Consider the following 26,301-nt stretch of genomic DNA (forward strand, 5'->3'; position numbering starts at 1 on the left):
TGTCCTGGATTTACAATTATTTTGTATTATTTAAACCATAAGATTTTGATTTTAATTGAATATTTTTACACCACTTTCTGCTGTCTCGATTCAACATACTGGTAGTGATAACCGCTACGAATAAAATGCTGATTTTTATCCCTAAATGAATGAGCATAATCCGGCCAGACCAAAGTCAGCTTGCGACTGACCGGGTCCAGATACCAGCTTTTACAGCTTTCCGATAACCAGGCACTACCTTGCGAAAGCTGCTGTAGCTCCTGCATATAGCTATTTTCAGCTTCTTGATCTGCTTCAAAGACCTGAATCTGTTCCTGCTCAAAAAACTGCAAGGCATCCAGCACCAGATCAAACTGGGTTTCCAGAAAATAAAGTGCTGAATTATGTCCACTGCCTGTATTTGGCCCATTCAGGATGAACAGGTTTGGAAAGTTGTGTACGGTCGTTGACTGATAACCCTGCATACCGCTGGACCATTGCTGCTCCAGGCTTAAACCCTGTTTACCCACCACCTTTGCGGCATAGGGTGGACGTGCCGCTTCAAATCCTGTCGCAAATACGATGATATCTGCAGAAAATTTATTTCCAGCCTGGCTTAATACACCGTCTTTCATAACTTCTGCCAATGCTGAGTCTTCAAGTGTGACATTTGGTTTTAGAAAAGTCGGATAATAATCATTAGAAAGCAATAAGCGCTTACAACCAGGTTCATAATTCGGCGTAAGTTTGCGCTGTAATTCAGGATCTGAAATCTGATGTTTTAAGAATTGCAGGCAGTTTTTCTTGACCCGCTCAATCTGGCTTTTCAGATTACGGCGCTGGGCAAAATTGTATTCATTGCCCCAGAACAAGGAATGTCTGAGGGCCGACATACTGTCCGGATCTTTGCGGAAAAGCTGTTTTTCTGACTCAGAATAAGCTCGGTCTGGTCGGGGCAAAATATATGGCGCACTACGTTGCAAGACGGTCAGGCTTTTGGCTGTTTTGGAAATTTCCGGCACAAGCTGGATGGCAGAAGCACCAGAACCCACCACAACGACATGTTGATTTTCCAGATTCAGCTCGTGGTTCCAGCGCGCGGAATGCATCACTTGGCCTTCAAATTCTTCCAGCCCCGGAATTTTCGGGAGATGCTCATCTGCCAGATGCCCGGTTGCGGTAATTAAAATCTCAGCCTGATACAGACCTATAGAGGTGTGAATTTCCCAGATGCGTTCTCGTGCATTCCAGCTGGCCTTTTCCAGTTGGGTATGAAAATTAATATGGGGCCGGATATTTTCCTGATCACAGCATTGAATTAAATAGCGCTGAATTTCTACCCCTTGTGGAAAGACACGCGACCAGTTGGGATTTTTAATAAACGAGAAAGAATATAAATGGGAAGGTACATCACAGGCGACTCCGGGATAGGTATTGTCACGCCAAGTACCGCCCACTTCTGCTGCACGTTCAATGATTTTAAAATCGTGGATGCCCTGCTGTTTAAGGCGGATTGCCATTCCCAAACCACCAAAACCGCTGCCTACAATTAGAATCTTGCTGCGCTGTCCTTTAGCTTGCATTATTTATCTCCTTTAAGGCATATAAGGCTGGATTTTTTGATTCACCGGATATTGTTCTGGATGCTGGCTAAACTGGTTTACCAGTTGCACCACTTCGGCTGGCGCTTCGACATAGAGCGCATGTCCTGAAGAAATTTCGATATAGCGACTGTTCGAAATTGAAGCAAACAGCAGTTTAGCTTGCGCTACAGGTACCATGCGGTCTTCACGGCAAGCCACAATCAACGTCTCTGCACGAATCTCAGGCAAGATCGATGTAATATCAATGCGATAATTCAGTTCACGCTGTTTGGCTGCATCTTGGGAAGGTTTGACAAAGCGTGCCAGATCCAACACCTGCTGTTCGCTTCGTGCAGACAGATAATCATCGCTATACAGGCAATAATTGACAAAATGAGGCAAGGCCGCAGATTGATCACTAAATAACTGTTGCCAGATCGTGGTACGCAGTTGTTGGACTGAACTGGTTTTTGCCCAACCGGCCAACAGGATCAAACGCGCTACACGTTGTTTTAAACTGGCTGCTACTTGTGCAGCAATCACGGCACCGAGTGAATAGCCTACCACTGTAATGGTTTCATCTGCTGCAACCGCATGCTGAATCAGCGCTTCAACTTGCTGGCTAAAATCAGTCACCTTCAAATCAGCTTTATCCGGGGTATGCAAATCAATGGATAAAACCCGCTGATGAATACCCAGCATCGGAAAAATATAGCTGAAATGCTTGTCGGTATTTCCACCGGTGCCATGAATCAAAATAATAGTCGGAAATGCAGAACGGTGTCCGACTTCATGAAAAGTAAGCTGTAGATCAGCATAAGGAAACTGTCGAGTAATCATGTCTAAATCCATATAGACTCCTGATCTTGTTGTTTTATGGTTTATTCAATACCCGAGAATAAATCTCAATATTTGAATGGAGTGAGGATGCAAAAATTATTAAAAAAAGACCCACGACACGAGTATCATGGGTCAAAAGGTTTAATCGAATTTGAACTCTTCAGGTTCAAGTAAAAACAGGCTTTCACCGCCCGCCTGAATATTGGCAAAGTGGGTTGAAGTTCTTGGCAAAATACGTGCAAAGAAGAATTGTGCCGTTTTGATCTTGGCTGCATAGAAGGGATCAGTATTGCCTTCTTCAATTTTCTGCTGTGCCGTAATCGCCATTTTCAGCCACAAATAAGCGGACACGACATAACCAGAGAAATATAGGTAGTCAACTGATGCTGCCCCAATTTGATTGGCAGACTGTTGAGCCTGTTCCTGAATGGTTTTAGTTAATTCCAGCCATTGTTTAGTCAACTGGCTGACTTGTACAACTTGCTGGCTCAACTGGACATGTTGCTGATGTTCTTTTACAAAACCTTGGATTTCATCAGTTAAGGCAGTCAACAAACCTAGTTTTGAACCTAGTACTTTACGTGCCAGTAAGTCGATTGATTGAATTTCAGTAGTGCCTTCATAGAGGCTGGCAATACGTGCATCACGGGCAATCTGTTCCATGCCATGTTCAGCAATATAGCCGTGTCCACCAAAAACCTGCATACCATGTTTGGCCGCTTCTACACCTGTTTCGGTCATTAATGCTTTAGCAATTGGGGTTAATAATGCCAGACGATCTTCTGCGGCTTTCTTCTCTTCAGGATTATCTGTTGCTTCAGCAATATCAGCATAAGTCGCCAGATAATAAGCCAAGGCACGTGAACCTTCAGCAAATACTTTCTGAGTCAGTAGCATATTACGCACTGCCGGATGCACAATGATTGGATCCGCAGGCAGGTTTGGCTCTTTCGCACCTTCGAGTGAACGCATGGCCAGACGGTCTTTGGCATAAGCCAATGCGCCTTGATAAGAAGATTCAGCTGCAGCAAGACCTTGAATCGCCGTTCCAATACGTGCAGAGTTCATGAAAGTAAACATGCAGTTCAAGCCGCGGTTTTCAGGCCCGATCAGGAAACCTTTGGCATTATCAAAATTCAGCACACAGGTCGCGTTACCGTGAATGCCCATCTTGTGTTCAAGAGCGCTACATACCACGCCATTACGGGAAGCCACATTACCAGCTTCATCCAGATTGTATTTCGGCACAATAAACAGCGAAATACCTTTGGTTCCCGCAGGTGCATCTGGCAAACGTGCCAATACGATATGCACGATATTTTCCGCCAGATCATGTTCACCGGCTGAGATAAAGATTTTCTCCCCACTGATGCTATAGCTGCCGTCTTCATTTGGCACTGCTTTGGTACGGATTAAACCTAGGTCAGAACCGGCATGAGATTCAGTCAAGCACATGGTTCCAGTCCAGCGGCCTGCAATTAAAGGTACCAGAAACTTCTGTTTCTGTTCATCGCTACCGTGGTGCTCTAAAGTACGCATGGCACCATGGGACAGGCCTGGGTACATGCCCCAAGACCAGTTGGTTGCGGTAATAATTTCAGAAATGGCAATACGGTATAAGGTCGGGAAGCCCTGACCGCCATATGCTTCGTCACCAGTTAATGAGGTAAAGCCGAGTTCTACATATTTGTCATAAGCTGCTTTAAACCCATCCGGGGTGGTTACGACGCCATCCTGCAAACGGCAACCCTGCTGGTCGCCTGTCGCATTAATCGGTAGAAGTTCGTTTTGGCAAAAGTCCGCAGCGACTTCCAGATATTGCTCCATAATATCCATAGAAACCTTGTCAGCGAATTTTGCATAGCCCTGATATTTCTGTTCAACGTTTAACAGGTCTTTCAGGACAAACTTCATGTCTTTTAATGGCGCAATATAATTTCTCATCGTAATTCCCTTGTATGAGTTCTAATTTGTATATTTATGACAATTAATTTCATAATACGAAATTATGTTTTAAATCCACTATAATATAATTTAAAGAATAAAATCTAGTCATTCGATGAAATTTCCCATTTAAAAATAAAAAATATACAGAATGAAAAAAAGCCATTCATGGTGGAATGGCTTTCCTATTCAGCGACTGCACTAAAGCTAATTAACGTGGAAAAATTGAGCTAAACGCTGATGAATGATCTGCTCTGCCTCCTGCATGATATTTTCGATCAGCGCCTGACAAGTCGGAATGTCATGAATCAATCCCATCACTTGACCTGCAGTCAGAACTCCCGCATCCACATCGCCATTTTCTAAAGCGAGCTTGCCTTTTAAACCGCTGACATAGGGACGAATCTGTTCAAATTCCAGATCTGGATCTTCACTCATTTTTACCACTAAATCAGATACTGCATTTTTGGCAACACGGGCGGTATTTCGGAACTGTCGATACAAAAGATGTGTCGCCCTTTCATCATTATCGACATAGAACTGTTTGATGTTTGGATGGATCGGGGCTTCCTGAGTGGCACAAAAGCGTGTACCCATATTGATGCCTTCGGCACCCAAAGCCAAAGCTGCGACCAGACCACGGCCATCAGCAAAACCGCCACTGGCCACAATCGGCACAGTAAGCTGATCCGCAGCGGCAGGAATTAAAATCAGGCCAGGAATATCGTCTTCACCCGGATGGCCCGCACATTCAAAACCATCAATCGAAATGATATCCGCACCGATTCTTTGTGCTGAAAGCGCATGACGGACGGAAGTACATTTATGAATGACAATAATGCCGTGTTGCTTAAACGCCTCAATATGTTCATGTGGCTTGTTGCCTGCTGTTTCTACGATTTTGATACCGCTTTCAATGATCGCCTGTCGGTATTCTGCATATGGCGGCGGATTCACAGCGGGCAATAAAGTCAGATTGACCGCAAAAGGCTGATCGGTCATTTCTCGGCAGCGTGCAATTTCCTTGACCAAGGCTTCAGGCGTCGGTTGAGTCAATGCCGTTAATGTTCCCAAGCCACCTGCATTAGATACGGCACTGGCCATTTCTGCGGTACCGACCCACATCATGCCGCCCTGAATAATTGGATAGCGAATGCCTAAAAGCTCGGTAATACGGGTCTGAATTCTCATAAATGCTCTCCTTAGCATCCGGTAAATTGTGCAGGGCGTTTTTCGACAAAAGCCTGGACACCTTCTTTATAGTCCTGACTGCTCAGAGCCAGATATTGCAGGTTTTGTTCCAGCTCCAATTGCTGGTCTATGTTATTTTCAGCACTGCGTTGCAAGGCCTGTTTGGTTAAAGCCAGCGCATAAGTCGGCTGTTGAGATAATCGCTGTGCAATGTCGTCGATATAAGCATCAAATTCTGTATCTGGAAGCATTTTCCAGATCATGCCCATTTCGGCGGCCTCTTTGGCATGCACCGGTTCGCCCAGAAAAGTGAGTGCCATGGCACGTGCATAACCGATTAAACGTGGCAACATCCAGGTGCCACCGGCATCAGGAATCAAGCCAATTTTAGAAAAAGCCTGAATAAATCGGGCACTTTCCTTGGCAATGACCAGATCACAGGCCAGCGCGATATTGGCACCTGCACCGGCAGCCACACCATTCACTGCTGCGATCACCGGTTTGGGACTCTGGCGGATCAGGTTAATCAGGGGATTATAGTATTTGGCCAGCGAGCCTTGCGGTGGCAAAGGCACATTGCCGAGCTGTCCAGCACGTTCTTTTAAATCCTGTCCCGCTGAAAACGCCCGGCCATTACCGCGAATCACAATCACCCGTATATCCGGATCTGTATTCCAGTTTTTCAGCACCTGCTGCACTTCCTCATGCATTTGCCGGTTAAAACTGTTGAGTGAATCCGGGCGGTTAAAGCTTAAGGTTGCGACGCCTTGCTGAACCTGAGTTTGAATCGTTTCCCACATCATCAATTTCCTTATTTTTTGCCTGTATCCCTACAATTAATAGCCCTTATTAACATCTACCTGATGGCACAAATCCAGGCCCTGATTAAAACGGCAGTCGTTTTCCAGAATCTGTTCCACCACCACAGACATGGGCGCATGTGAGGCGACATGTGGTGTAACAACGATCTTTTCATGCTGCCAGAATGGATGTTCAGCAGCTAATGGCTCCTGTTCAAACACATCGACAATTGCACCACGCAGATGGCCTGAATCCAGCGCTACCAATAAATCCTGTTCGATTAAATGCTGGCCTCGCCCGACCTGAATGAGAGCTGCCTGTTCAGGGAGTTGCTGGAATAATTCAGCAGATAGAATGCCGGTATTTTTTTCTGTAAGTGGCAACAGGTTAATCAGGATCTGGCTTTGAGCCAGGAAATCGGACAACTGTTCTGAACCGACATAGCTTTTAACCTGATCAATCTCTTTCGGGGAATTGGCCCAGCCCGAGACCTGATAGCCCATGTCGGCAAGACGTTCCGCTACATAAGACCCCATATGCCCAAGACCCATAATCCCGATCTGGATATGCTGGCTATAACTCTGACGATACTGCTTCCATAGCTGCTGCTTTTGTTGCTGAATCATGCGGTCAAAATAACGCTGAAAATACAGCACACCCCAAAGCAGGTAATCAAACATGCCTTTTTGATGATGCGGATCGAGTACCCGGCACACGGCTTGATCAGGTCTTATCTCATTCAAGTTTAAATGCTCGACTCCTGCCGCAATCGAATGAATCAGGCCAAGTTTTGGGAGCTGCTGCAATTTCTCCAGATCTGGAAACCAGCATGCGGCCGTGGTCGCCTGCTCTGCTTCCGGGCTGTCCACTGTACAAAAACTGCTCTCAGGGGCATATTTCTGAAAAGACTTGACCAGAATGGCTTCAATGTTCGGCACAGTACTGGATATCACAATCATGATGCATACTCCGTATATTGATGCTCAATCAGGGATAACGCAGCCTGCCAGGCACGCTGTAAAATCGGTTCTACCAACGGACTGGCGAACTGTTTAGCAGTTTTAATTCGGACTTCTTCTGCTGGATAATGCAATTCAGCACCGCCACTTAAGGCCTTCACCTGTGCCTGACAGGCACGCTCCAGAAAATAGATTTCATGAAAGGCCCGAGCGATCGTTTCGCCAGCCGTTAAAAGTCCGTGATTGCGTAAAATCATGGCGCGATGGCCGCCTAGGTCCTGAATCAGGCGCTCCTGCTCATCTGTTGAGAGTGCCACGCCTTCATATTCGTGATAGGCCACCTGCTGATAAAATTTCAGCGCATGCTGGGAAATTGGCAAAAGTCCATGTTTCTGGGCAGAAACGGCTATCCCATCTGCGGTATGTGTATGAATGACGCAGTTCAGATGAGCATGTGCTTCGTGAATTGCGGAGTGGATGACGAAGCCAGCCATATTCACCGGCTTGTCCTGTTCATAGCTTTCTACGACCTGCCCTTCATGATTAATCTTGACCAGCGTTGAAGCACGCATTTTTTCAAAAGCAACACCATACTGATTAATCAGAAAACAGTCAGGCTGATTAGGAACTCTTAAACTGATGTGGGTATCAATTAGATCAGTCATCCGGTAATGCGCAATAATGCGATAAAGCGCTGCGAGTTCACAACGTGCCTGCCATTCAGCATCTGTGACGAGATTTTTTATTGTCATGATTCCATCCTGGAAAAATATAGCATTTCGATCACTATCTGTTATATCATAATTTTAGAAAAACAGAATATTATTTCATAAAGCGAAATAAATCATTACAAGGAGTTGATATGCGAAAATTACAATTAAATGGACTTGAATATCTCACCGCAATTAAGAATGGGGAAATTGCCAGTTCACCCATGAGTGAAATTATTCCCATGCGCCTGAGTGTAGTGCGTGAAAACTATGTGGAATATGAAGTACGCCCGGATCATCGTCATTTCAATTTACAAGGTGGCATTCATGGTGGCTTTTGCGCAACGGTTTTAGATAGTACGACTGGTGCTGCGGTGCATACCACAATCGATGCAGGCGTCAGTTTTTCGACCATTGACCTGAATGTCAAAATGCTGAAAGCGATGAAAAGCGGCGAAACTTATACAGCTATTGGTGAAGTCATCCGGATCGGACGCAATGTACTGACCTCAGAAGGCCGAATTATCGATAAAGAAGGTAAAGTTTATGCCTTTGGTTCAGCGACTTTGTTGGTCACTGGCCGTAAATAATCATTGAACTGATTTAATCAATCCCTGCCATGCGCGGGGATTTTTTATTTTGAAAGAAAAATCTCAATAAAAAATGCCATGCATATCATAGATACATGGCATTTAGGTGATGACTAAAACTGTTATGCAGCTTCAGGGTTTTCAATCACCATCGCCAGCCCTTGACCCAGACCGATACACAGACTGATCACGGCATACTTTTTACCAGTACGCTGTAACTGACGTGCAACGGTTAAAGCCAAACGCGCACCCGAACAGCCCAATGGATGACCAATGGCAATCGCACCACCATTTGGATTGACACGCGGATCATCCAAAGCGACATCCAGACCTTTCAGGCAAGATAATACCTGACTGGCAAAGGCTTCATTAATCTCGATGATATCCATATCGTCCAGCGTCAAACCAGCACGTTGTACTGCCTTTTTAATCGCTTCAATTGGGCCTGCACCCATGATGCGTGGCTCAATGCCAGCGGCTGCAGAAGACAGGATACGAGCCAAAGGTTTTAAGCCATACTGTTCCTGAACTTTTTCACTGCCGATAATCAGTGCTGCAGCGCCGTCATTGATACCTGATGCATTACCCGCAGTCACTACACCACCTTCGAAAAGCGGTTTTAGCTTGGATAAGGCTTCAAATGTTGAAGATGCACGTGGATGTTCATCTTCAGTCACCTGTTTAGGCGGTAATTTACGCCCTTGTGATACTTCAATTGGGGTAATTTCACCTGCAAAGAAACCTGCTTCTTTCGCTGCCTGATATTTTGCCTGTGATGCAGCAGCAAAGGTATCAGCCTGCTCACGCGTAATGCCAAATTCTTCAGCCACGTTATCACCTGTTTCAGGCATGCTGTGCGCGCCAAACTGATCCGTGAATTTACGGTTCGGGAAACGTGTACCAATCGTGGTGTCATAAATTTTGGCATCACGTGAATAAGCGCTTTCTGCTTTACCCATCACAAAAGGTGCGCGGGTCATACTTTCTACGCCACCAGCAATGTACAACTCGCCTTCACCTGCAGTAATGGCACGTGCCGAATCAATCACAGCACCGAGACCTGAAGCACATAATCGGTTTACCGTCTGACCCGGAACTGTTACCGGCATACCTGCTAACAATGCTGCAAAACGTGCCACATTACGGCTGTCTTCACCGGCCTGATTGGTACTTCCAAAGATTACATCTTCTACATCTGCTGCCGGAATACCGGTTTTTTCCAGCAGGTTTTTAATGACTGTAGCTGCCAGATCATCTGGACGTACGCTTGCCAGACTTCCTGCATGGCGACCGATTGGTGAACGTAAACCATCATAAATATATGCATTTAACATGAGTGTTATTCCTTTAACTTTCTAATTAATGTGTTGTATGAATAAGTGGTAGACCAAGCTGAACACGGCGACGCAACCAAGGACTTGGACGGTAACGCTGGTCACGGGTAATCGCAGTCATGCGATCCAGAATTTTCAGAATTTTTTCAGCACCCAGCACATCCCCCCATTCAATTGGTCCATACGGATAACCAAGGCCTAATTTCACCGCGATATTGATATCTTCTACCGTTGCAACGCCTTGCTGGGCAATATCACAGCCGAGATTCACAATCATTGCCAAAGCACGTTGAGCCACAAAGCCGACGCTTTCCTGAATTACGCTGGCGGTCACACCATCCAGATTGAAAATCGATTGGGCTGCTTTTACCAGCTCAGGTTGGGTGACAAAAGTTGGCATCAAGGTACGGTGTTTATGCAGACCATATAGCAGATCGATACACACCACTTGCTGAGGTGCCAGCTGATAACGGATCGCAGCTGATGTTGCATCCTCACCATAAGTGGCAATCAGGATTAAAGCCTCTGCTGAAGGTATCTCAGTTTGCTCAATCTGAATGTTGAACTGTTGCAGATATTGCTCAAGTGCCTGACGGTCTTCGTCATATTCGGTGCCTAGCCAGACTGATGGATATTGACTTAGCTTATCAACCAATGCTGGAGTAACATCACCTTCTTTGCTACCTGAAGTGTAATCATAGAAACCTTTACCAGTTTTACGACCTAACTGCTTGGCAATAAAACGCTGACGGGTAATCACGCTTGGACGGTAACGTGCTTCTTCATAATACTGATGATAAATCGATTCACTCACCGGATGCGAGACATCCATACCGGTCAGATCACCTAATTCAAACGGCCCCATCTTGAAACCGATTCCGTCACGGTAGATCCTGTCAATATCATAAAATGGTGTGACATTTTCATTCAGAATTGCATAGGCTTCGCTACCAAAGGCACGGCCGGCATGGTTAATGATAAACCCTGGAGTATCTTTAGCTTTGACCGGACGATGACCCATTTTTGTAGAAAGCTGGGTTAATGCTTCAATAATGTCAGCACGGGTATTAAAGCCTTCAATCACTTCGACCACTTTCATGAGTGGGACCGGATTAAAGAAGTGATAACCGGCAACACGTTCTGGCTGCTCACAGTTGGCAGCGATTGCACTGATCGACAATGAAGAGGTATTAGATGCCAGAATCGCCTCTGGTTTTATCATTCCTTCCAGTTGCTGCATCAGTTTTTGCTTGATTTCCAGATTTTCAATAATCGCTTCAACAATCAAGTCACAATCTTTCAAGTCTTCTAGCTGCTGGGCAGTCGATAGATGAGCAATATCTTCAGCGGCTTTTTCATGGCTGAATTTTCCTTTATCTGCCAAGGTATTTAATGTTTTGGCCAGTTTGTCCTGTGCCTGTTCGGCTGCCCCTTCTTTGGCATCAAACAGTACCACATCATGACCAGACTGAATCGCGATCTGGGCAATACCTGCACCCATCGTGCCTACACCAATAATGCCGATTTTCTGAATCCGAATACTCATGCTTATCGTCCCTGATAATTTGGTTTACGTTTTTCGATAAAGGCCTGCATACCTTCTTTTTGATCTTCGGATGAGAACAGCATCTGGAAAGACTTACGTTCCAGGGTAAGTCCGGCATTAAGCGGCACATCTTCAGCCAATAAAGCCACTTCCTTGATTTGCTCCAAAGCAATTGGCGGCATTTTCGCTAGGCCTTCCGCCATCTTGATAGCTGTAGCAAGGGTTTCACTGTCTTCAGTCACCTGGGACACCAGACCAATTTGATAGGCTTCCGGTGCAGGTACCAGACAACCGGTCATGATCATGCGCATGGCATGAAATTTGCCAACTGCACGGAATAAACGCTGTGTACCACCAGCACCCGGCATCACCCCTACTTTGACTTCAGGCTGACCGAACTGGGCGCTTTTCCCCGCAATAATAATGTCTGCATGCATGGCCAGCTCACAGCCACCACCAAGTGCATACCCGTTTACAGCTGCAATCACCGGTTTTGAACACTGTGCAATCGCCTGCCAGTAACGTTCGGTTCGACGCTGCATCATTTGAATGGTTTCTGCATTGGCCAGTTCTTTAAGATCGGCTCCTGCTGCAAAATCTGTTTCACCACCGGTAAGAATAATGGCACGAACATTTTCATCGTCATTCAGTTGCAAAAAAGCCGCCGCAAGTTTCTGGCGAACTTCTGTATTCAGGGCATTTTTCGCTTCTGGTCGATGAATTTTAACCATCGCTACATGTGCTGAAACTTGTTCTACTTGAACTACCTGTTCCATTAAAATCTCCATTTATTTTGTATAGCGAAATTTTATTTTATATAAAACTAAGGTTTCTCAAGCTATAAATCAAGGATTTTTAACTCCAGAATGCAAAAAAGTTATTTTTTACTAAAAATAGAGTAAAAACTCTTGTTCATCTGGTTATTTTATGATTAATTGATTTCGCAATACGGAATTAAGTATTTTAAACGCAATCTGATTATTCATTTAAATGAATAATCGCCATAAGGCTGAACTTAAAGTTAATTTACGAAATCAAATTTTCCAGCAATGAGATGATTTTGATTTAGCGTAAAGCATGAAAAATCGAATGTAGCCTGATAATAAATACAGCGGCTGTTGTGTGCAGAGCGAGTCTGTTAAATCAGGAAAACTATGTTTCCGTGAGGAAGAAAAATGGATTTAGCGGTAGCAGAGGAAATGCTACTTTGAATATATAGAGGATATAAGAATGACAAGCGATACCATCGTAACAGGAGACAATAAAACCGATGTCTCCTCCACGGATACCATTAAACAGGCACCAAAACGTCTTTGGATGACGGCTTTTGTCTTTGCTTTTCTGATTTTGCTCTGTGACGGTGCAGATATCGGGATTCTGGCTTTCAGTCTGACCAGTCTGAAAGCTGAATGGGGCCTGACTTCTGTACAGGCGGGTGCCTTGGGAAGTTATTCTCTTTTAGGTATGGGGATCGGAGGCTTTATTGGTGGATGGGCATGCGACAAATTTGGACGTGTCCGCGTCATTGTACTGGCCACCATCGCCTTCTCGATCTTGTCCGCCTACTCAGGTTTTGCACAGTCTTATACTGAATTTGCAATGTTACGTACCCTGTCCTGCTTAGGTCTGGGCTGCTTGTATATTGCCTGTAATACCTTGATGTCTGAATATGTGCCAACCAAATACCGTACTACGGTACTGGCAACATTAATGACTGGTTTTACCTTAAGTTCTCTGGTCATTACCATGATTTCAGGCTGGATCATTCCTGAATTCGGCTGGCGTATGCTGTACTGGATCACGATTGCGCCATTAGCCTTGGGTATTCTGATGCATTTTATGGTGCCAGAGCCGGAATCATGGAAGCGTGTACGTGAAATGAAAAGAACTGGTCAGATTGTGGATAACGATACCAAAAAAGGTAATCCATACATCACCATTCTTAAAGATAAAACCCATGGCAAGATGTTCATCTTGTGGTCTTTCAGCTCCGGTTTCTTGCTATTTGGTTACTTCGGTGTAAGTAACTGGTTGCCAAGTTATCTTGAAGCTGAATTAGGCATTAAGTTTAAAGAAATGGCACTGTATATGGTGGGTACATTCATCACCATGATTTTTGCCAAAATCATTGCAGGTTATGTTGCTGATAAAATTGGTCGCCGCATTGTGTTTGCTTTCGGCACCATGGGAACAGCGCTATTTATCCCTGTCGTGGTGTATATGCATAATGCCGATAACATTGGCGTACTGATGCTAATCTTCGGCTTCCTGTACGGTATTCCATATGCCATCAATGCAACCTATCTAACCGAAAGTTTCCCGACTGGTGTTCGTGGTACAGCGGTGGGTGGTGCATTCAATATTGGTCGTATCGGTGCAATCTTCGCTCCAATTACGATTGGTTATCTTGCGATGCATGGTTCGATTGGTACAGGTCTGTTGGTAATGGGTGCAGCATACTTCCTATGCGGTTTGATTCCTGCCCTGTTTATTAAAGACCGTTTATACGATCCGCAAAAAGCAGAATAAACCCCACTTCGGAAGGCAGGTCAAATCGCTGCCTTCCTCTTTCTCCAAATATTGACCATACGTATAGAAAGGTCTCCTTTCATTCAGGATTAAAAATTTCTTTAGGGATTAAGAAATGAAAAAATTAGTTTTAGCGACATTATGTGGTATTGCTTCAGCACAGGCATTTTCAGCAGAAGCCTCTGAAGACCGTATGCAATTTCTTGAGTCACAGTTAAAGCAAATCCAGGCAGAACTAGAACAACAAAAAGCCGCGCAACTTGCATTAAAAAACCAGCAGGAACAAGCCAAAGCGCAAGACTCTAAAACGCTGAGTTCAATGGTAGATAATGTCGATGTTTATGGTTTGATCCGCTTTGATGGTGCAGTCGATTTCAAAAGTACTACTGAAGCCCGTGGCCGTACCATTAACCAGATTAATAAAGTACCTTTTACTGAACCGGATTCTGTACGTTCCGATTTTACTGCGGCTGCCAGCCGAATTGGTTTCCTGGCCAAAGATCTAGGAGGCAATCCGAATGTTTCTGCTCGTTTAGAAGCCGACTTCTGGACCAACAATGGTAAAGGCGATGGTGGATTACGTATCCGTCATGCACATTTAAAATACTATAACTGGACATTTGGTCAGGCCTGGTCATTGATGTCTACACCAGAAATTAGCACTGAAGCTGTCGACTACAGCTTGTTCCTGGGAGGATCAGTCTTACGTACACCTCAGGTGAGCTATGCTTTCAAACTTGATCCGGAAAATACCTGGAATGTCGGTCTGGAATATATGGCCGGTGGCGATCGTTCTTCTGCTTTGCCTGCTTTAACCACTAAATATGTTCATCAATCAGGCCCTCTTCATTTATTAGCTCAAGGCTTTGTCAATCAAAAGCAGGCGCAGATTGCGACAGGTGATATCGAGAAAGTTGGCTGGGGTGTGGGCGTTGGTGGACGTTACCGTTTAGATGATCAAAACTCTATTCAAGGTAACTATTTCCATATGGTCGGTGATCAGCGTATTGCAGCTTTCTTGACTCAAGGTTCAACAACCGATGGTGCTGCCTGGGGTGGCGATTATTCAGTCGATCCAATCAATAATGAACTTTTGCTCAATGAGTTCAATAGTATAAATATTGGCTTCACGCATAAATTTACGCCAAAACTACGGAGTAGTATTAATGCCAGCGTTGTTGATTTTGATGATTCCAGCGACTATGCACGCGCGAATCCTGAAACCAATAAGCGCTTAACCGACTATGTGGCCAACGTGATCTATTCTCCTGTTCCAAAGATTAATCTGGGTGCAGAATATCATCATGGCAAACGTGAAACCTTTGACAATAAGGAAGCAGATATTTCACGTATCAACTTCTCTGCTAACTATAGTTTTTAAAGCCTCAGGAGACAAGGATGTCAGCCCAAGGGCAAATTTCACGCCGTTTCATGTTCATGATGGCAATGACCTGCGCACTCTGCGCAGGTTGTAACTATTTTAACCAGCCCCTGATTTATTCTATTGCAGAGGATCTGCAAATCAGTGTGGCTCAGTCTGGCTGGACTGTAGTACTGACCCAGATTGGCTATGCCACCGGATTATTTTTGTTTGTCCCTCTGGGTGATTTGTTTGAAAAACGGCTGTATATCTGTAGTTTGATGTTGTGTACCGGACTGGCGCTTATTGGGCTTTCCGCCAGTACCAATCTACATATGTTGTATGGCTTTACTCTACTCGCCTCTTTTTGTTCGATCACCACCCAGATTCTGATTCCTTTTGCCGCCAGCCTGTCGCAACGTGATAAAAGTGCCGAAGTCGTTGGCCTGCTCATGAGTGGTGTTCTGGTCGGCATTCTGTTTGCCCGTACCGTGGCAGGACTGATTTCTACTTTATGGTCTTGGCATGCGGTGTACTTATTTAGTGGTTGTGCAATTCTTCTGCTGAGTCTGGCCATGTGGTTCCAGTTGCCGAGCGCCAAGAGCCAGTTGCAGATGAATATATTGCAAATTTATCGCTCATTATTTACCTTTGCCCGAACAGAACCCATGCTGATCCGGCGTAGTATGATCGGAGGTTTGGGCTTTGGCATGCTGAGTATTATCTTTACTACCATGACTTTTATTCTGGCTGAAGCACCTTATCATTTTAATGATTTCCAGATTGGTCTCATGGGTATTGTGGGTGTGGTCGGCATCTGGTCCTCTCAATGGACCGGTAAAATGATTGGCAGACATCGGGAAAAATGGATTGCACACCTGGCCACATGCGGACTGATTCTGGCCTGGATTCCCTTATTCTTTGCCCAGAATTATTTATGGATTTATATCCTGGGCTTGATTCTGGCTTATTTCGGAATTTCCTGTTTACATGTCTTGAACCAGAATCTGGTCTATCGAATTTCAATGCAGGCTCGCTCGCGGATTAATGCCATCTATATGACCTGTTATTTTTCAGGTGCTGGTCTGGGAGCATTTTTATCGCTGCATTTATGGAAAAGCTATGGCTGGTCTGCCTGTGTCATTTTAGGTTTTATTTTTGCCCTATTGATCTTTGTAATTAACTATTATGATCTGAACCAAGAAAGAAATTTAGCCAATATTCAGCCTGAGCCTTAGATACTGTTAAAAACCTTTGGGGGGTTAAAAATCTATTTTTTATTCCACTTTCTATACTGAGTATAAATTATAGAGATGATACGCTCATAAAATAGGAAAATTCTTGAGGTCTGTTTATCGTTTCCCTTCTATCTGAAGAGCGGTCGAAATTATTGATATCTTGATTTTTTAGAGTTAATTCAATTTACTATTTTCCATTGCGAGATAAACAGGCTTTAATTCAGTTAAAGGTGCAGGTTTTGCATAAAAGAAGCCTTGTAGCAGATCACAACCCTGTTGATAGAGCAAGCTGGCCTGGCTTAAGGTTTCGACCCCTTCCGCGACAACTTCCAAATCCAGTTGATGTGCCAAGTGAATAATGGATTGCACAATTGCAGCATCCTGGCCATCAAGGGTCAGCTCTTCAATAAAACTACGGTCTAACTTGATTTGATTGATTGGCAAGCGACGCAGATAACTGAGACTCGAATAACCTGTGCCAAAGTCATCAATGGCAACCTGTACACCTAAAGCACGCACCGCTTTCAAAATTTCTATGGTTCGATCTGCGCCATTAATGATGACACCTTCCGTAATTTCAATTTTAAGTAATTCCGGTGGTAATTGACTGAGTTCAAGAGCATGTTCAAGTACTTGCAAAAAGCCTGCTCTACGGAATTGCAAAGGAGAAATATTCACCGATACTGTGATCTGGCTATTGTGTGTCTTGTTCCACTCGGCAATATCTAAACAGGCCTTTTCCAATACCCATTGACCTACACTAATAATTTGCCCAGTTCTTTCTGCAAGTGGGATAAAAATCGCTGGGGAAATATAACCCTGCTGTGGATGGCACCAACGGATTAAAGCTTCTACACCTGTTACCAGTCCAGTTTCAGGATGAACCAGCGGCTGATAGAACAGGTCAAAATTTTCTTGATTGATCGCTTCCATGAGTTCCAGACGCAGATTGGTATAGTCTATTTCTGCGACAGGCTGCATTCTGGTTTTTTCATACCACTGCCACATATTACGACCTTGTCTTTTGGCTTCCTGCATCGCCAAAACAGACTGGTAGATCAATTCAGAAGAATGATGGATCGAACTGTCATCTGCCACAATACCAATACTGGCACTTAAATGTATTTTGTACTGATCAACAATAAACAGCATGGAAAGAAGATCAAGAATTTCTCCGGCGATCGCCTCGACTTCAGTATGCTCATCTGTCCCTGAGAGCAGCAAAATAAATTCATCTTCAGCGAAGCGGCATAGCACATTATTGCCTTGAACAAATTTTTGCAGCCGCTCGCCTACAATTTTGAGAATCTGGTCACCCACCAGATGACCTAAGCTGTCATTGATATTTTTAAAATCATCCAGATCTATATACAGCAAGACTAAAGGTTGTGAGCTCTCGTGCTGTGCTTCAAAAATATTTTCCAGAATCTGTTTGAATGCATACTGGTTCGGTAAACCGGTTAAATGGTCATGGGTATGCTGATGCTGAATATATTCTTCGTGAATACGTTGCTGGGTAATATCTTCCTGAATCCCCAAAAAATGGGTGCAGGTTCCTGTCTGGTCAAAAATAGGACCTAGGGTTAAACGATTCCAGAACCAGCTGCCATCTTTACAGTAACTTTTTATAGTTACCTGAATTTCTTTTTGTTCTTTAACTGCTTGCTTGAGTAATGCAATCTGATCCGGATCAGTATCTGGACCCTGTAAGAAAAAGCAGCTTTGCCCTAGTACTTCTGCTGCCGTATAACCGGTGAGCTTTAGAAAAGCTGGATTCACATACACCATTAGCCTTTCTTCAGAGACATCGGTAATAAAAAGACTATTCGGACTAGCCTCTACCCCACGTTTTAATAATCGTAGAGACTCCTTGTTTTCACGCGATACAGTAATATCTCGGGCAATGCCAATAATACCGGTGACTTTCTGATTTTGAATAATCGGTAAATTGGTCAGATCCAGCCATAAGATATCGCCTGCAACATTATAAATTGGAAGTTCATAATGTTGAGATTTACCTTGCGCTGCTTCTGAAAATGAAACATTCGCAAGTTCATGGAATTCGGGCGGTATGAAGGCACAATAGTGCTGACCATGAATTTGCGCTTTAGAAAAACCTGTAATTTCTTCGCAAGCAATATTGGTATTAAGCACATGTCCCTGCAGGTCAAGTTCAAAAATAATATCTGGATGATAGGTATAAAATGAGCTGTATTTTTCATTAAGCTCATGTCTTTTTTGACGTTCCTGATCAAGTTCGATTGCGAGGGCAACTAATTTTGCCGCTTGCTGTAAAAGCTGAATATGAGGTTCAGTCGGTATTTTGGGTGTTCGATAATAGGTGGCAAACGTTCCGTATAGAATATCTGAAGCATTAATAATCGGCATAGACCAGCAGCTAGACAATTTTTCTGCGTTTACCAAAGCACGGTAAGGCTGCCAGTTTGGGTCTTTCATTAAATTCGGACTAATGACCAACTGACGTAAGAAAGCAGCTACGCCACACGATCCTTGATTTGGCCCAATTTTCAAATCTTGAATAGCATTACAGTACTCTTTTGAAAAGTGCTGTTTGCCACTCATAACATTTAAAGTTTGGGTGTCATCCTGATAGAGCATAATGGTGACAAGCGCATCTGGAATGCGCGATTCAAGCCACTGGCTAATGATATCGAGGATAGGCTTAAGTTCAGTATGGCGACCAATCAGATTAAAAATATGAAAAATTTCTTGATCATCACAATTATTATTCATTCAGACTATCACCTTCCTTAGCTTGTTAACATTTTAGACTTATTATTAAAATAATCATTAGCAAAAGTTTGTATTTATATCTTTAAAATACGGAAATATGGTCAATATTACGTGTATTTGATAATAATTCTAAAATTTAAAAATCACAGCCGAAGCTGTGATCTAAAACTATACTTTTACTTAATCAGAATATTGCGGACTTATTTTTAGGCTGCTTGTTGACGACTGTCCACTAATTTACAGCCTGTCTGCTGTTGTAATTCTTCAAAGCTTAAGCCATCCACTATTTCAATAACCTGAGCTTGTCGGTCTTTTAATTCAATCACACACAAATCAGTATAAATACGGTTGACACAATGTTTACCTGTTAGAGGATAAGTCAGTTCTTCAACAATTTTTACCTCACCGTTTTTGGTCACATGTTCCATGCAAACATAGACACAGCGAGCACCCACTGCCAGATCCATCGCACCGCCTACAGCAGGTACAGCATCAGCATTACCGGTATGCCAGTTCGCCAGATCACCATTAATAGCGACCTGAAAAGCCCCCATGATACAGATATCCAGATGCCCGCCTCGCATGATATCGAAAGAGTCGGCAGAATTCATAAAACTGCCACCTTGCAACATGCTTACGAGTTCTTTACCGGCGTTAATCAGGTCATCATCTGCCTGTTCGGGATCACTCAATGCAGCAAAACCTAAAACGCCATTTTCCGAGTGCAGAATTACTCCTTGTTCAGGTTTTAAATAACCAGCTACGCGTGTCGGCAAACCAATACCCAAATTCACAAAAGAGCCAGTTGGAATGTCTTGCGCAACTTTAGCCACAATCTGTTCACGGCTACGTTTTTGAATATTCATTATTTAATATCTCCAACTTTGACCACATGCTGTACAAAAATTCCCGGCGTTACGATGATCTCTGGATCAAGCTCTCCGAGCTCCACAATCTGATGAACTTGAGCAATGGTAGTTTTTGCTGCTTTGGCCATGATCGGACCAAAATTCCGTGCTGCCTTACGGTAGGTCAAGTTGCCCCACTGATCTGCCTGATTGGCATAAACCAAGGCATAATCAGCATGTATCGGATATTCCAGCACATAATCTTTTCCATTGATATTACGGGTTTCTTTACCCTCAGCTATTTTGGTACCAAAACCGGTTGGAGTAAAAACAGCTCCTAAGCCTGCACCGGCTGCCTGAATACGGCAGGCCAGATTGCCTTGTGGCACCAGTTCCAGCTCAACTTTTCCGGCTTTATACAGATCTTCAAAGACGGTTGAGTTATTGGCCCGTGGAAATGAACAGATCATTTTTTTAACCAGTCCAGACAACAGCAGATTGGTTAGACCACGATCTCCAGAAGCTGCATTGTTGTTAATAATGGTTAAGTCTCTAGGACCAAAGTCAATTAATGCTTCGATTAATTCTACCGGCTGACCTGCCAGGCCAAAACCACTGGTCATAATGTGTGCACCATCAGGAATTTGCTTAAGTACCGTCTCGATATCCTGCGTGATTTTATTCATCATATTGCTTCCTAGCATGTTCTATCTATATTACGAGTGCAGATTAATCTGCCTTTTGTGGATCAAATAAGCGGTCTTTAATAAAGAAAGCGGGTATCAGGCCGCAAAGAAAATAGGCAATGCCCATAATCAGTAAGCCGGTACCAATTGAGCCTCCTTGAGCAAAATAGCCAATGGTAAGAGGTGCAAACACCGCACCCAGTCGGCCTACATTATATGCCCCACCCACTGCTGTTCCACGCACTTTGGTGGAGAAGCTTTCTGTCATGTAAGTCGCATTAATACCGTATGGAATACCATAGAGAAAACCGAAAAATAACATCAGCCAGAGGATATTATCCGGCGTATTACCAAAGACAATCACAGGGATAAAAATTGCAGTACCCATAGTGCCGAAAGCAAATACCGCACGACGGCCAATCCGGTCAGCGATAAAACCAGCAATAACTTTGGTACACATCATGATCAGGAAAGTCCCGATCATATACATGGTCATTTCTTTAAACTTGATTCCCAGATCAGTCTCTAAATACGCCGGTAGCCAGTTGCTGACTCCATAATATCCAAACTGTAAAAATGCGGTACTGAAGGACCAGAGGATAAACATGCGACGGCTAAGTGCATCTTCAAAAATCATTTTAAAAGTATTTTTTGGTTTTTCCTGCAGAATACCACTGGCTTTTGCATCCAGGCGTGCTTTACGCGCATCTAACCAGGCTTTCGGTTCAGGCACCAAGAAGTACATCGCGAAGGCCAGTACAATCGGGATAATGGCAATATAATAGAGGTATCGCCAGCCAAATTCAGGCAATAGCCATCCAGCCAGAACAGTTGCGACCACCGAGCCTAAAGTCCAGCCAGTCATAAGCGTTGCCAATACTGTAGAGCGATATTTGGTGGGTACATACTCTGCCATGAGGGTATTACAGGCAATATATAGAGCACCTAGTCCAATTGCAGACGTAAAGCGTAGCCATTTGAACTGATCATAACTTTCCACGAATCCTAACCAGAAAGTTAATGAAGAAAACAATGCGATGGCAATGACGATCACACGAACCCGGCCAAAACGGTCACAAGCCCAGCCACCAAAAAAACCGCCGATAGCCATCCCTGCAAGTGTCCAGCTTCCTAAGGCACCGGCCTGCATATTACTTAATGAAAACTCTTGTTTCAGACTGGTCAGACTGTAGGCTAATAATGCAATATCAGCACCATCAACCAGTAATGCCAAAAATGAGAAGATAAAGGCCAGAATCCAGACTCTTTGCTTGGGTTCGTTTCCACCTTCCACTGGGTGTTGTTGTGAACTGATCGTATCCATAATGCTCTTTCTACTTTTCGGCACTCCTGTGCCTTTTTAAAACGTATATTTCACTTAATTATTTAGGTGAAATATAGAATATTTACTAATCATTACCACGCTTGAACCAGGTGGTATAAAAATGATTTTCAAAGTTTTTGATAAAGTTGCTCTATAGAAATCACATAGCAATACATTGAAAGATGTGATTAAGCCGCGATTCTTAACCCCGAAAACAATCTAGCCAGCAATGCTGGCTAGAGGTAGATCTCAGGTTTAGTTGCAAAAGGCTGCAATTCCGGTTTGTGCACGACCTAAAATCAAGGCATGTACATCATGGGTACCTTCATAGGTATTTACCACTTCCAGATTAACCAGATGACGGGCCACACCGAATTCATCGCTAATCCCGTTACCGCCCATCATGTCACGGGCCAAACGGGCAATATCCAGCGCCTTGCCGCAGTTATTACGCTTAATTAAAGACGTACCTTCAACTGACGCAATGCCCTCATCTTTCATGCGGCCAAAACGTAAAGCCACCTGTAAGCCAAGGGCAATTTCAGTTTGCATATCTGCCAGTTTTTTCTGAATTAACTGATTCGCAGCAAGTGGTCGGCCAAACTGTTTACGATCCATGGTGTATTGATGTGCGGTATGCCAGCAGAATTCTGCAGCTCCCATGGCACCCCATGCAATCCCGTAACGCGCACTATTCAAGCAAGTAAAAGGCCCTTTTAAACCACGAACTTCCGGAAATGCATTTTCTTCTGGAACAAAGACGTTATCCATTACAATTTCACCGGTGATCGAGGCACGTAGACCCACTTTACCGTGAATCGCTGGAGCAGAAAGCCCTTCCCAGCCTTTTTCTAGAATAAAGCCACGAATGTCACCGACATTACCTTCGGCAGAAACTTCTTTAGCCCAAACTACAAATACATCAGCAATCGGGCTGTTGGTAATCCACATTTTTGCGCCAGTTAAACGGTAACCACCCTCGACTTTTTTGGCACGGGTAATCATGCTGCCCGGATCCGAACCATGATCCGGCTCGGTCAGGCCGAAGCAACCAATATACTCACCGGTTGCTAATTTTGGTAAATACTTCTGCTTTTGCTCTTCAGAACCAAATTCATTAATTGGCACCATCACCAGAGAGCTTTGTACGCTGGCCATTGAGCGATAACCTGAATCGACACGTTCAACTTCACGGGCAATCAGACCATAACTGACATAATTTAAACCTGCACCACCGTACTGTTCAGGAATAGTTGGGCCTAGCAAACCAAGTTCACCCATCTCACGGAAAATAGCCGGATCGGTTTTTTCATGACGGAACTGTTGCAGTACACGCGGCATCAGTTTGTCTTGACAGTACGCTGCCGCTGCATCGCGAATCATGCGCTCTTCTGATGTCAGTTGCTGTTCTATTAAAAACGGGTCTTGCCAATCAAATCTAATTTTTGTCGTCATTTTAATATTTCCTTATTTTAAAATTATGAGATTAGGCGGTTGCTTGTTTAATCATTTCACGCGCAATAATAATTTGCTGGATTTGTGTGGTTCCTTCATATAAACGGAACAGACGCACATCACGGTAGAAACGTTCAATTGAATATTCACTGATATAACCCGCTCCACCATGAATCTGCAAACAGCGATCAGCAACTCGACCACACATTTCAGTTGCAAACATTTTGGCACAAGAGGCTTCAGTCGTAACATTTTGGCCAGCATCACGTAGACGCGCAGCATCCAGCACCATACATTTGGCTGCATAAATCTCGGCTTTGGAGTCTGCCAACATACCTTGGATTAGCTGGAAATTCGCAATGGGCTGGCCAAACTGTTTGCGTTCCACTGCATAGTTAAGTGCATCTTCCAGCATACGCTCTGCCATGCCGACGCTATAACCGGCAATGTGCAGACGGCCCTTATCTAGAACGCGCATTGCTGTTTTGAAGCCAATCCCTTCTACACCGCCAATCAGCTGATCTTTATGCACTTTACAGTTATCAAAAATTACATCACAGGTATAGGAACCATGTTGGCCCATTTTCTTGTCAATTTTACCTAGGCTTAAACCAAGTGTGCCTGCTTCGACTAGAAATGCTGAAATACCGCTCGCACCTTTAATCTCTTGATTGGTACGTGCCATCACGGTAAATGTCGTGGCACGTGGTGCATTGGTGATAAAGCGTTTAGTTCCGTTTAAAATATAATAATCGCCGTCTTTGACTGCACTGGTTTTTAAAGCAGCAGCGTCTGAGCCGGAATCCGGTTCGGTCAAACAGAATGAACCAATAATTTCGCCCGTTGCATAACGCGGTAAATATTTCTGTTTTTGTTCTTCTGTACCGTCGATAATGATGCCACTTGAGCCAATGCCGTTGTTAGTACCAATTAAAGAGCGGAATGCAGCTGATGTATGACCTAACTCCATCGCGACCAGAATTTCTTCTTCCATGGTAATGCCTAAACCACCATATTCTTCAGGAATCGTCAGGCCAAACAAGCCCAGCTCTTTCATCTGTTCCACAATATGTTCAGGAATGGCGTTGTTCTCTTCTACTTCATGCTCAAGAGGCACCAGTTCATTTTTTACAAAATCGCGAATCGTTGACAGAAGTTGGTCTAACATTTCCGGATCACGAATCATATGAATCTCCATGGATATAATTTAGGTAAATTCCTTTACCCTTATTTTTGTTTCGTATTGCGAAATAAATAATCATATAAAATCATTTTGAGCAAGTAAAATTATTAAAAATTTTATGTTTTAACTAAAAAATGAAATTTTTCTGGTATTCCAGTTGATTTATGTTTAAGATTTAATTTCACGATACGAAATATTTTAATGAATGATTGTTTTATTTATCAGTTTTTTTGAATGGATAATTAAACCTTTTTTCTTGCTGTAATACTTATCGGTCACTGACTCTTTCGGAGAAATCGAAACTTTTTAAATGTATTGGCTACGTGTTAAACCTAAAAAACTAGATGATTTTATATTGTCTTCAAAGTTGGGTAACAGGATTCTTTTCGACCACAAATAATTTCGGCACTTTTTCCTATATTTTATCTTTTGTAGAAGTGTTTTATTTTGTATCGTGAAATTATGTTGCTATCATATTCATTAATTTAACTTTAATTGCCCTGACCATGACAAAAAATAAAACTGGTGAAATTCCCAACTTTGATGAAATCCGTTTAGATCCGATTTCACATATTCATAGAGAAAATAATCCTCAATTTATTGCGTCTATTGCGCGTGGATTGGAAATCTTACGTTGCTTTTCAGCGACCAATCAATTGCTTGGCAATCAGGAAATTGCACAATTAACCAACTTACCCAAGCCAACTGTGGCCCGTATTACCAGCACCCTGGTTTCTTTAGGTTATTTAAAACAACTACCGAATACCACGAAATATCTGTTGGATGTTGGCGTATTGGCTTTGGGTTATGCAGCTTTGAGTAATATTTCTGCGCGGACTCAGGCTTATCCGTTTATGGAAGAAATGTCCCGTTATTCCCAAGCCCCTGTGGCAATGGCTACCCGTGACCGTTTGAGCATGATTTATCTGGAAGTGGTACATACAGAATCGACGCTAACCATGCGCCGCCCTGTCGGTTCGACTTTACCGATTCATAGCAGTGCCATGGGACGGGCCTGTCTGGCAGCGATGGATGTGAAGGAACGCGAATATTTATTTGATGCCATCAAGAAAAGAAACGAAGATCAGTGGCCAACCATCAAGCGTAATCTGGAACGTGCAATCCGTGATTATCAGGATTATGGCTACTGTCTGTCTTTAGGTGACTGGGCTAAGGATGTGAATTCCGTGGCAGTTCCGTTGGTTCACCCCAAACATGGGATATTAACGTTTAACTGTGGTGCCCCAAGTTATCTGTTAAATCAGGAAAAACTGGAAAATGAAATTGGACCGCGTCTGATTCACATGGTGAATAATATTGCAATGAATCTCAATAACATATAAAAAATTAATTATCAGAGCGACATTAAGTCGCTCTTTTATTGAATACCCAATCTACACATCTTCTTCCTTTATCCAGAATTCTCAGCAAACCTTTTTAATGCTGC

At 43.6% G+C, this 26,301-nt stretch carries 21 protein-coding genes; 5 read left to right on the forward strand and 16 right to left on the reverse strand.

Features of this window, described 5'->3' with window-relative positions; genetic code table 11:
* Positions 1-65 precede the first annotated feature (65 nt).
* The 7 genes from F893_RS10020 to F893_RS10050 form a co-directional block, all read right to left on the reverse strand.
* Positions 66-1,562, reverse strand: a complete 1,497-nt coding sequence (locus tag F893_RS10020) for a flavin-containing monooxygenase (RefSeq protein WP_005251785.1) — start codon at positions 1,560-1,562, stop codon at positions 66-68.
* Positions 1,563-1,574: 12 nt separating this feature from the next.
* Positions 1,575-2,414: an alpha/beta fold hydrolase gene (locus F893_RS10025; protein ID WP_005251787.1), complete on the reverse strand. Its 840-nt coding sequence runs from the start codon at positions 2,412-2,414 to the stop codon at positions 1,575-1,577.
* Between the two features lie 129 nt (positions 2,415-2,543).
* The gene (locus tag F893_RS10030) at positions 2,544-4,346 is read right to left on the reverse strand and encodes an acyl-CoA dehydrogenase C-terminal domain-containing protein (protein WP_005251788.1); all 1,803 of its coding nucleotides are present in this window, start codon (positions 4,344-4,346) and stop codon (positions 2,544-2,546) included.
* Positions 4,347-4,553: 207 nt separating this feature from the next.
* Positions 4,554-5,537: an NAD(P)H-dependent flavin oxidoreductase gene (locus tag F893_RS10035; RefSeq protein WP_005251789.1), complete on the reverse strand. Its 984-nt coding sequence runs from the start codon at positions 5,535-5,537 to the stop codon at positions 4,554-4,556.
* Between the two features lie 11 nt (positions 5,538-5,548).
* Complete coding sequence (locus F893_RS10040; RefSeq protein ID WP_005251790.1) at positions 5,549-6,337, reverse strand: enoyl-CoA hydratase-related protein; 789 nt, start codon at positions 6,335-6,337, stop codon at positions 5,549-5,551.
* 36 nt (positions 6,338-6,373) lie between these two features.
* A complete protein-coding gene (locus tag F893_RS10045; protein ID WP_005251791.1) occupies positions 6,374-7,297 on the reverse strand; it encodes a 2-hydroxyacid dehydrogenase in 924 nt (307 codons plus the stop codon).
* Positions 7,294-8,049, reverse strand: a complete 756-nt coding sequence (locus F893_RS10050) for a class II aldolase/adducin family protein (protein WP_005222162.1) — start codon at positions 8,047-8,049, stop codon at positions 7,294-7,296. Before F893_RS10050 ends, F893_RS10045 begins: the two co-directional genes overlap by 4 nt.
* Positions 8,050-8,159: 110 nt before the next feature.
* Here F893_RS10050 and F893_RS10055 point away from each other — a divergent pair, with 110 nt between their 5' ends.
* Positions 8,160-8,597 carry a PaaI family thioesterase gene (locus F893_RS10055; RefSeq protein ID WP_005106942.1) on the forward strand — a complete coding sequence of 146 codons (438 nt, stop codon included), beginning with the start codon at positions 8,160-8,162 and terminating at the stop codon, positions 8,595-8,597.
* 122 nt (positions 8,598-8,719) lie between these two features.
* Here the strand turns inward: F893_RS10055 and F893_RS10060 are convergent, their stop codons facing one another.
* From F893_RS10060 to F893_RS10070, 3 genes are read right to left on the reverse strand one after another with little or no spacing between them, the layout of a single operon-like run.
* Positions 8,720-9,931, reverse strand: coding sequence for a 3-oxoadipyl-CoA thiolase (locus F893_RS10060; RefSeq protein WP_005251794.1), 1,212 nt, complete (start codon positions 9,929-9,931; stop codon positions 8,720-8,722).
* 25 nt (positions 9,932-9,956) lie between these two features.
* A complete protein-coding gene (locus F893_RS10065; protein WP_005251796.1) occupies positions 9,957-11,477 on the reverse strand; it encodes a 3-hydroxyacyl-CoA dehydrogenase in 1,521 nt (506 codons plus the stop codon).
* A gap of 2 nt (positions 11,478-11,479) precedes the next feature.
* Positions 11,480-12,253 carry an enoyl-CoA hydratase gene (locus F893_RS10070; protein WP_005096905.1) on the reverse strand — a complete coding sequence of 258 codons (774 nt, stop codon included), beginning with the start codon at positions 12,251-12,253 and terminating at the stop codon, positions 11,480-11,482.
* 454 nt (positions 12,254-12,707) lie between these two features.
* Between F893_RS10070 and F893_RS10075 the strand changes: the two genes are divergently transcribed.
* From F893_RS10075 to F893_RS10085, 3 genes are all read left to right on the forward strand, one after another.
* Positions 12,708-14,006, forward strand: coding sequence for an MFS transporter (locus F893_RS10075; RefSeq protein WP_005251798.1), 1,299 nt, complete (start codon positions 12,708-12,710; stop codon positions 14,004-14,006).
* 115 nt (positions 14,007-14,121) lie between these two features.
* The gene (locus F893_RS10080) at positions 14,122-15,387 is read left to right on the forward strand and encodes a DcaP family trimeric outer membrane transporter (protein ID WP_005251800.1); all 1,266 of its coding nucleotides are present in this window, start codon (positions 14,122-14,124) and stop codon (positions 15,385-15,387) included.
* Between the two features lie 17 nt (positions 15,388-15,404).
* Entirely contained in the window at positions 15,405-16,604 is a 1,200-nt protein-coding gene (locus F893_RS10085; protein ID WP_005246326.1) for an MFS transporter, read from the forward strand.
* A 174-nt stretch (positions 16,605-16,778) separates the two neighbouring features.
* On the opposite strand, the gene F893_RS10090 is transcribed toward F893_RS10085, so the two are convergent.
* From F893_RS10090 to F893_RS10115, 6 genes are all read right to left on the reverse strand, one after another.
* Positions 16,779-19,358: a bifunctional diguanylate cyclase/phosphodiesterase gene (locus F893_RS10090; RefSeq protein WP_005251802.1), complete on the reverse strand. Its 2,580-nt coding sequence runs from the start codon at positions 19,356-19,358 to the stop codon at positions 16,779-16,781.
* A 206-nt stretch (positions 19,359-19,564) separates the two neighbouring features.
* The gene (locus tag F893_RS10095) at positions 19,565-20,224 is read right to left on the reverse strand and encodes a 3-oxoacid CoA-transferase subunit B (protein WP_005251804.1); all 660 of its coding nucleotides are present in this window, start codon (positions 20,222-20,224) and stop codon (positions 19,565-19,567) included.
* Positions 20,224-20,895, reverse strand: a complete 672-nt coding sequence (locus F893_RS10100; RefSeq protein WP_005251805.1) for a 3-oxoacid CoA-transferase subunit A — start codon at positions 20,893-20,895, stop codon at positions 20,224-20,226. Before F893_RS10100 ends, F893_RS10095 begins: the two co-directional genes overlap by 1 nt.
* Positions 20,896-20,935: 40 nt before the next feature.
* On the reverse strand, positions 20,936-22,216 hold the full coding sequence (locus F893_RS10105; protein ID WP_004646972.1) for an MFS transporter: 1,281 nt from the start codon (positions 22,214-22,216) through the stop codon (positions 20,936-20,938).
* 255 nt (positions 22,217-22,471) lie between these two features.
* Entirely contained in the window at positions 22,472-23,671 is a 1,200-nt protein-coding gene (locus tag F893_RS10110) for an acyl-CoA dehydrogenase (RefSeq protein ID WP_005251807.1), read from the reverse strand.
* Positions 23,672-23,702: 31 nt separating this feature from the next.
* A complete protein-coding gene (locus F893_RS10115; protein ID WP_004730987.1) occupies positions 23,703-24,857 on the reverse strand; it encodes an acyl-CoA dehydrogenase family protein in 1,155 nt (384 codons plus the stop codon).
* A 503-nt stretch (positions 24,858-25,360) separates the two neighbouring features.
* On the opposite strand from F893_RS10115, the gene F893_RS10120 reads away from it, so the two are divergent.
* Entirely contained in the window at positions 25,361-26,197 is an 837-nt protein-coding gene (locus tag F893_RS10120) for an IclR family transcriptional regulator (RefSeq protein WP_004280319.1), read from the forward strand.
* The last annotated feature ends 104 nt before the right edge of the window (positions 26,198-26,301 follow it).

The organism is Acinetobacter sp. CIP 102136, from assembly GCF_000369685.1.
Classification (GTDB): domain Bacteria; phylum Pseudomonadota; class Gammaproteobacteria; order Pseudomonadales; family Moraxellaceae; genus Acinetobacter; species Acinetobacter fasciculus.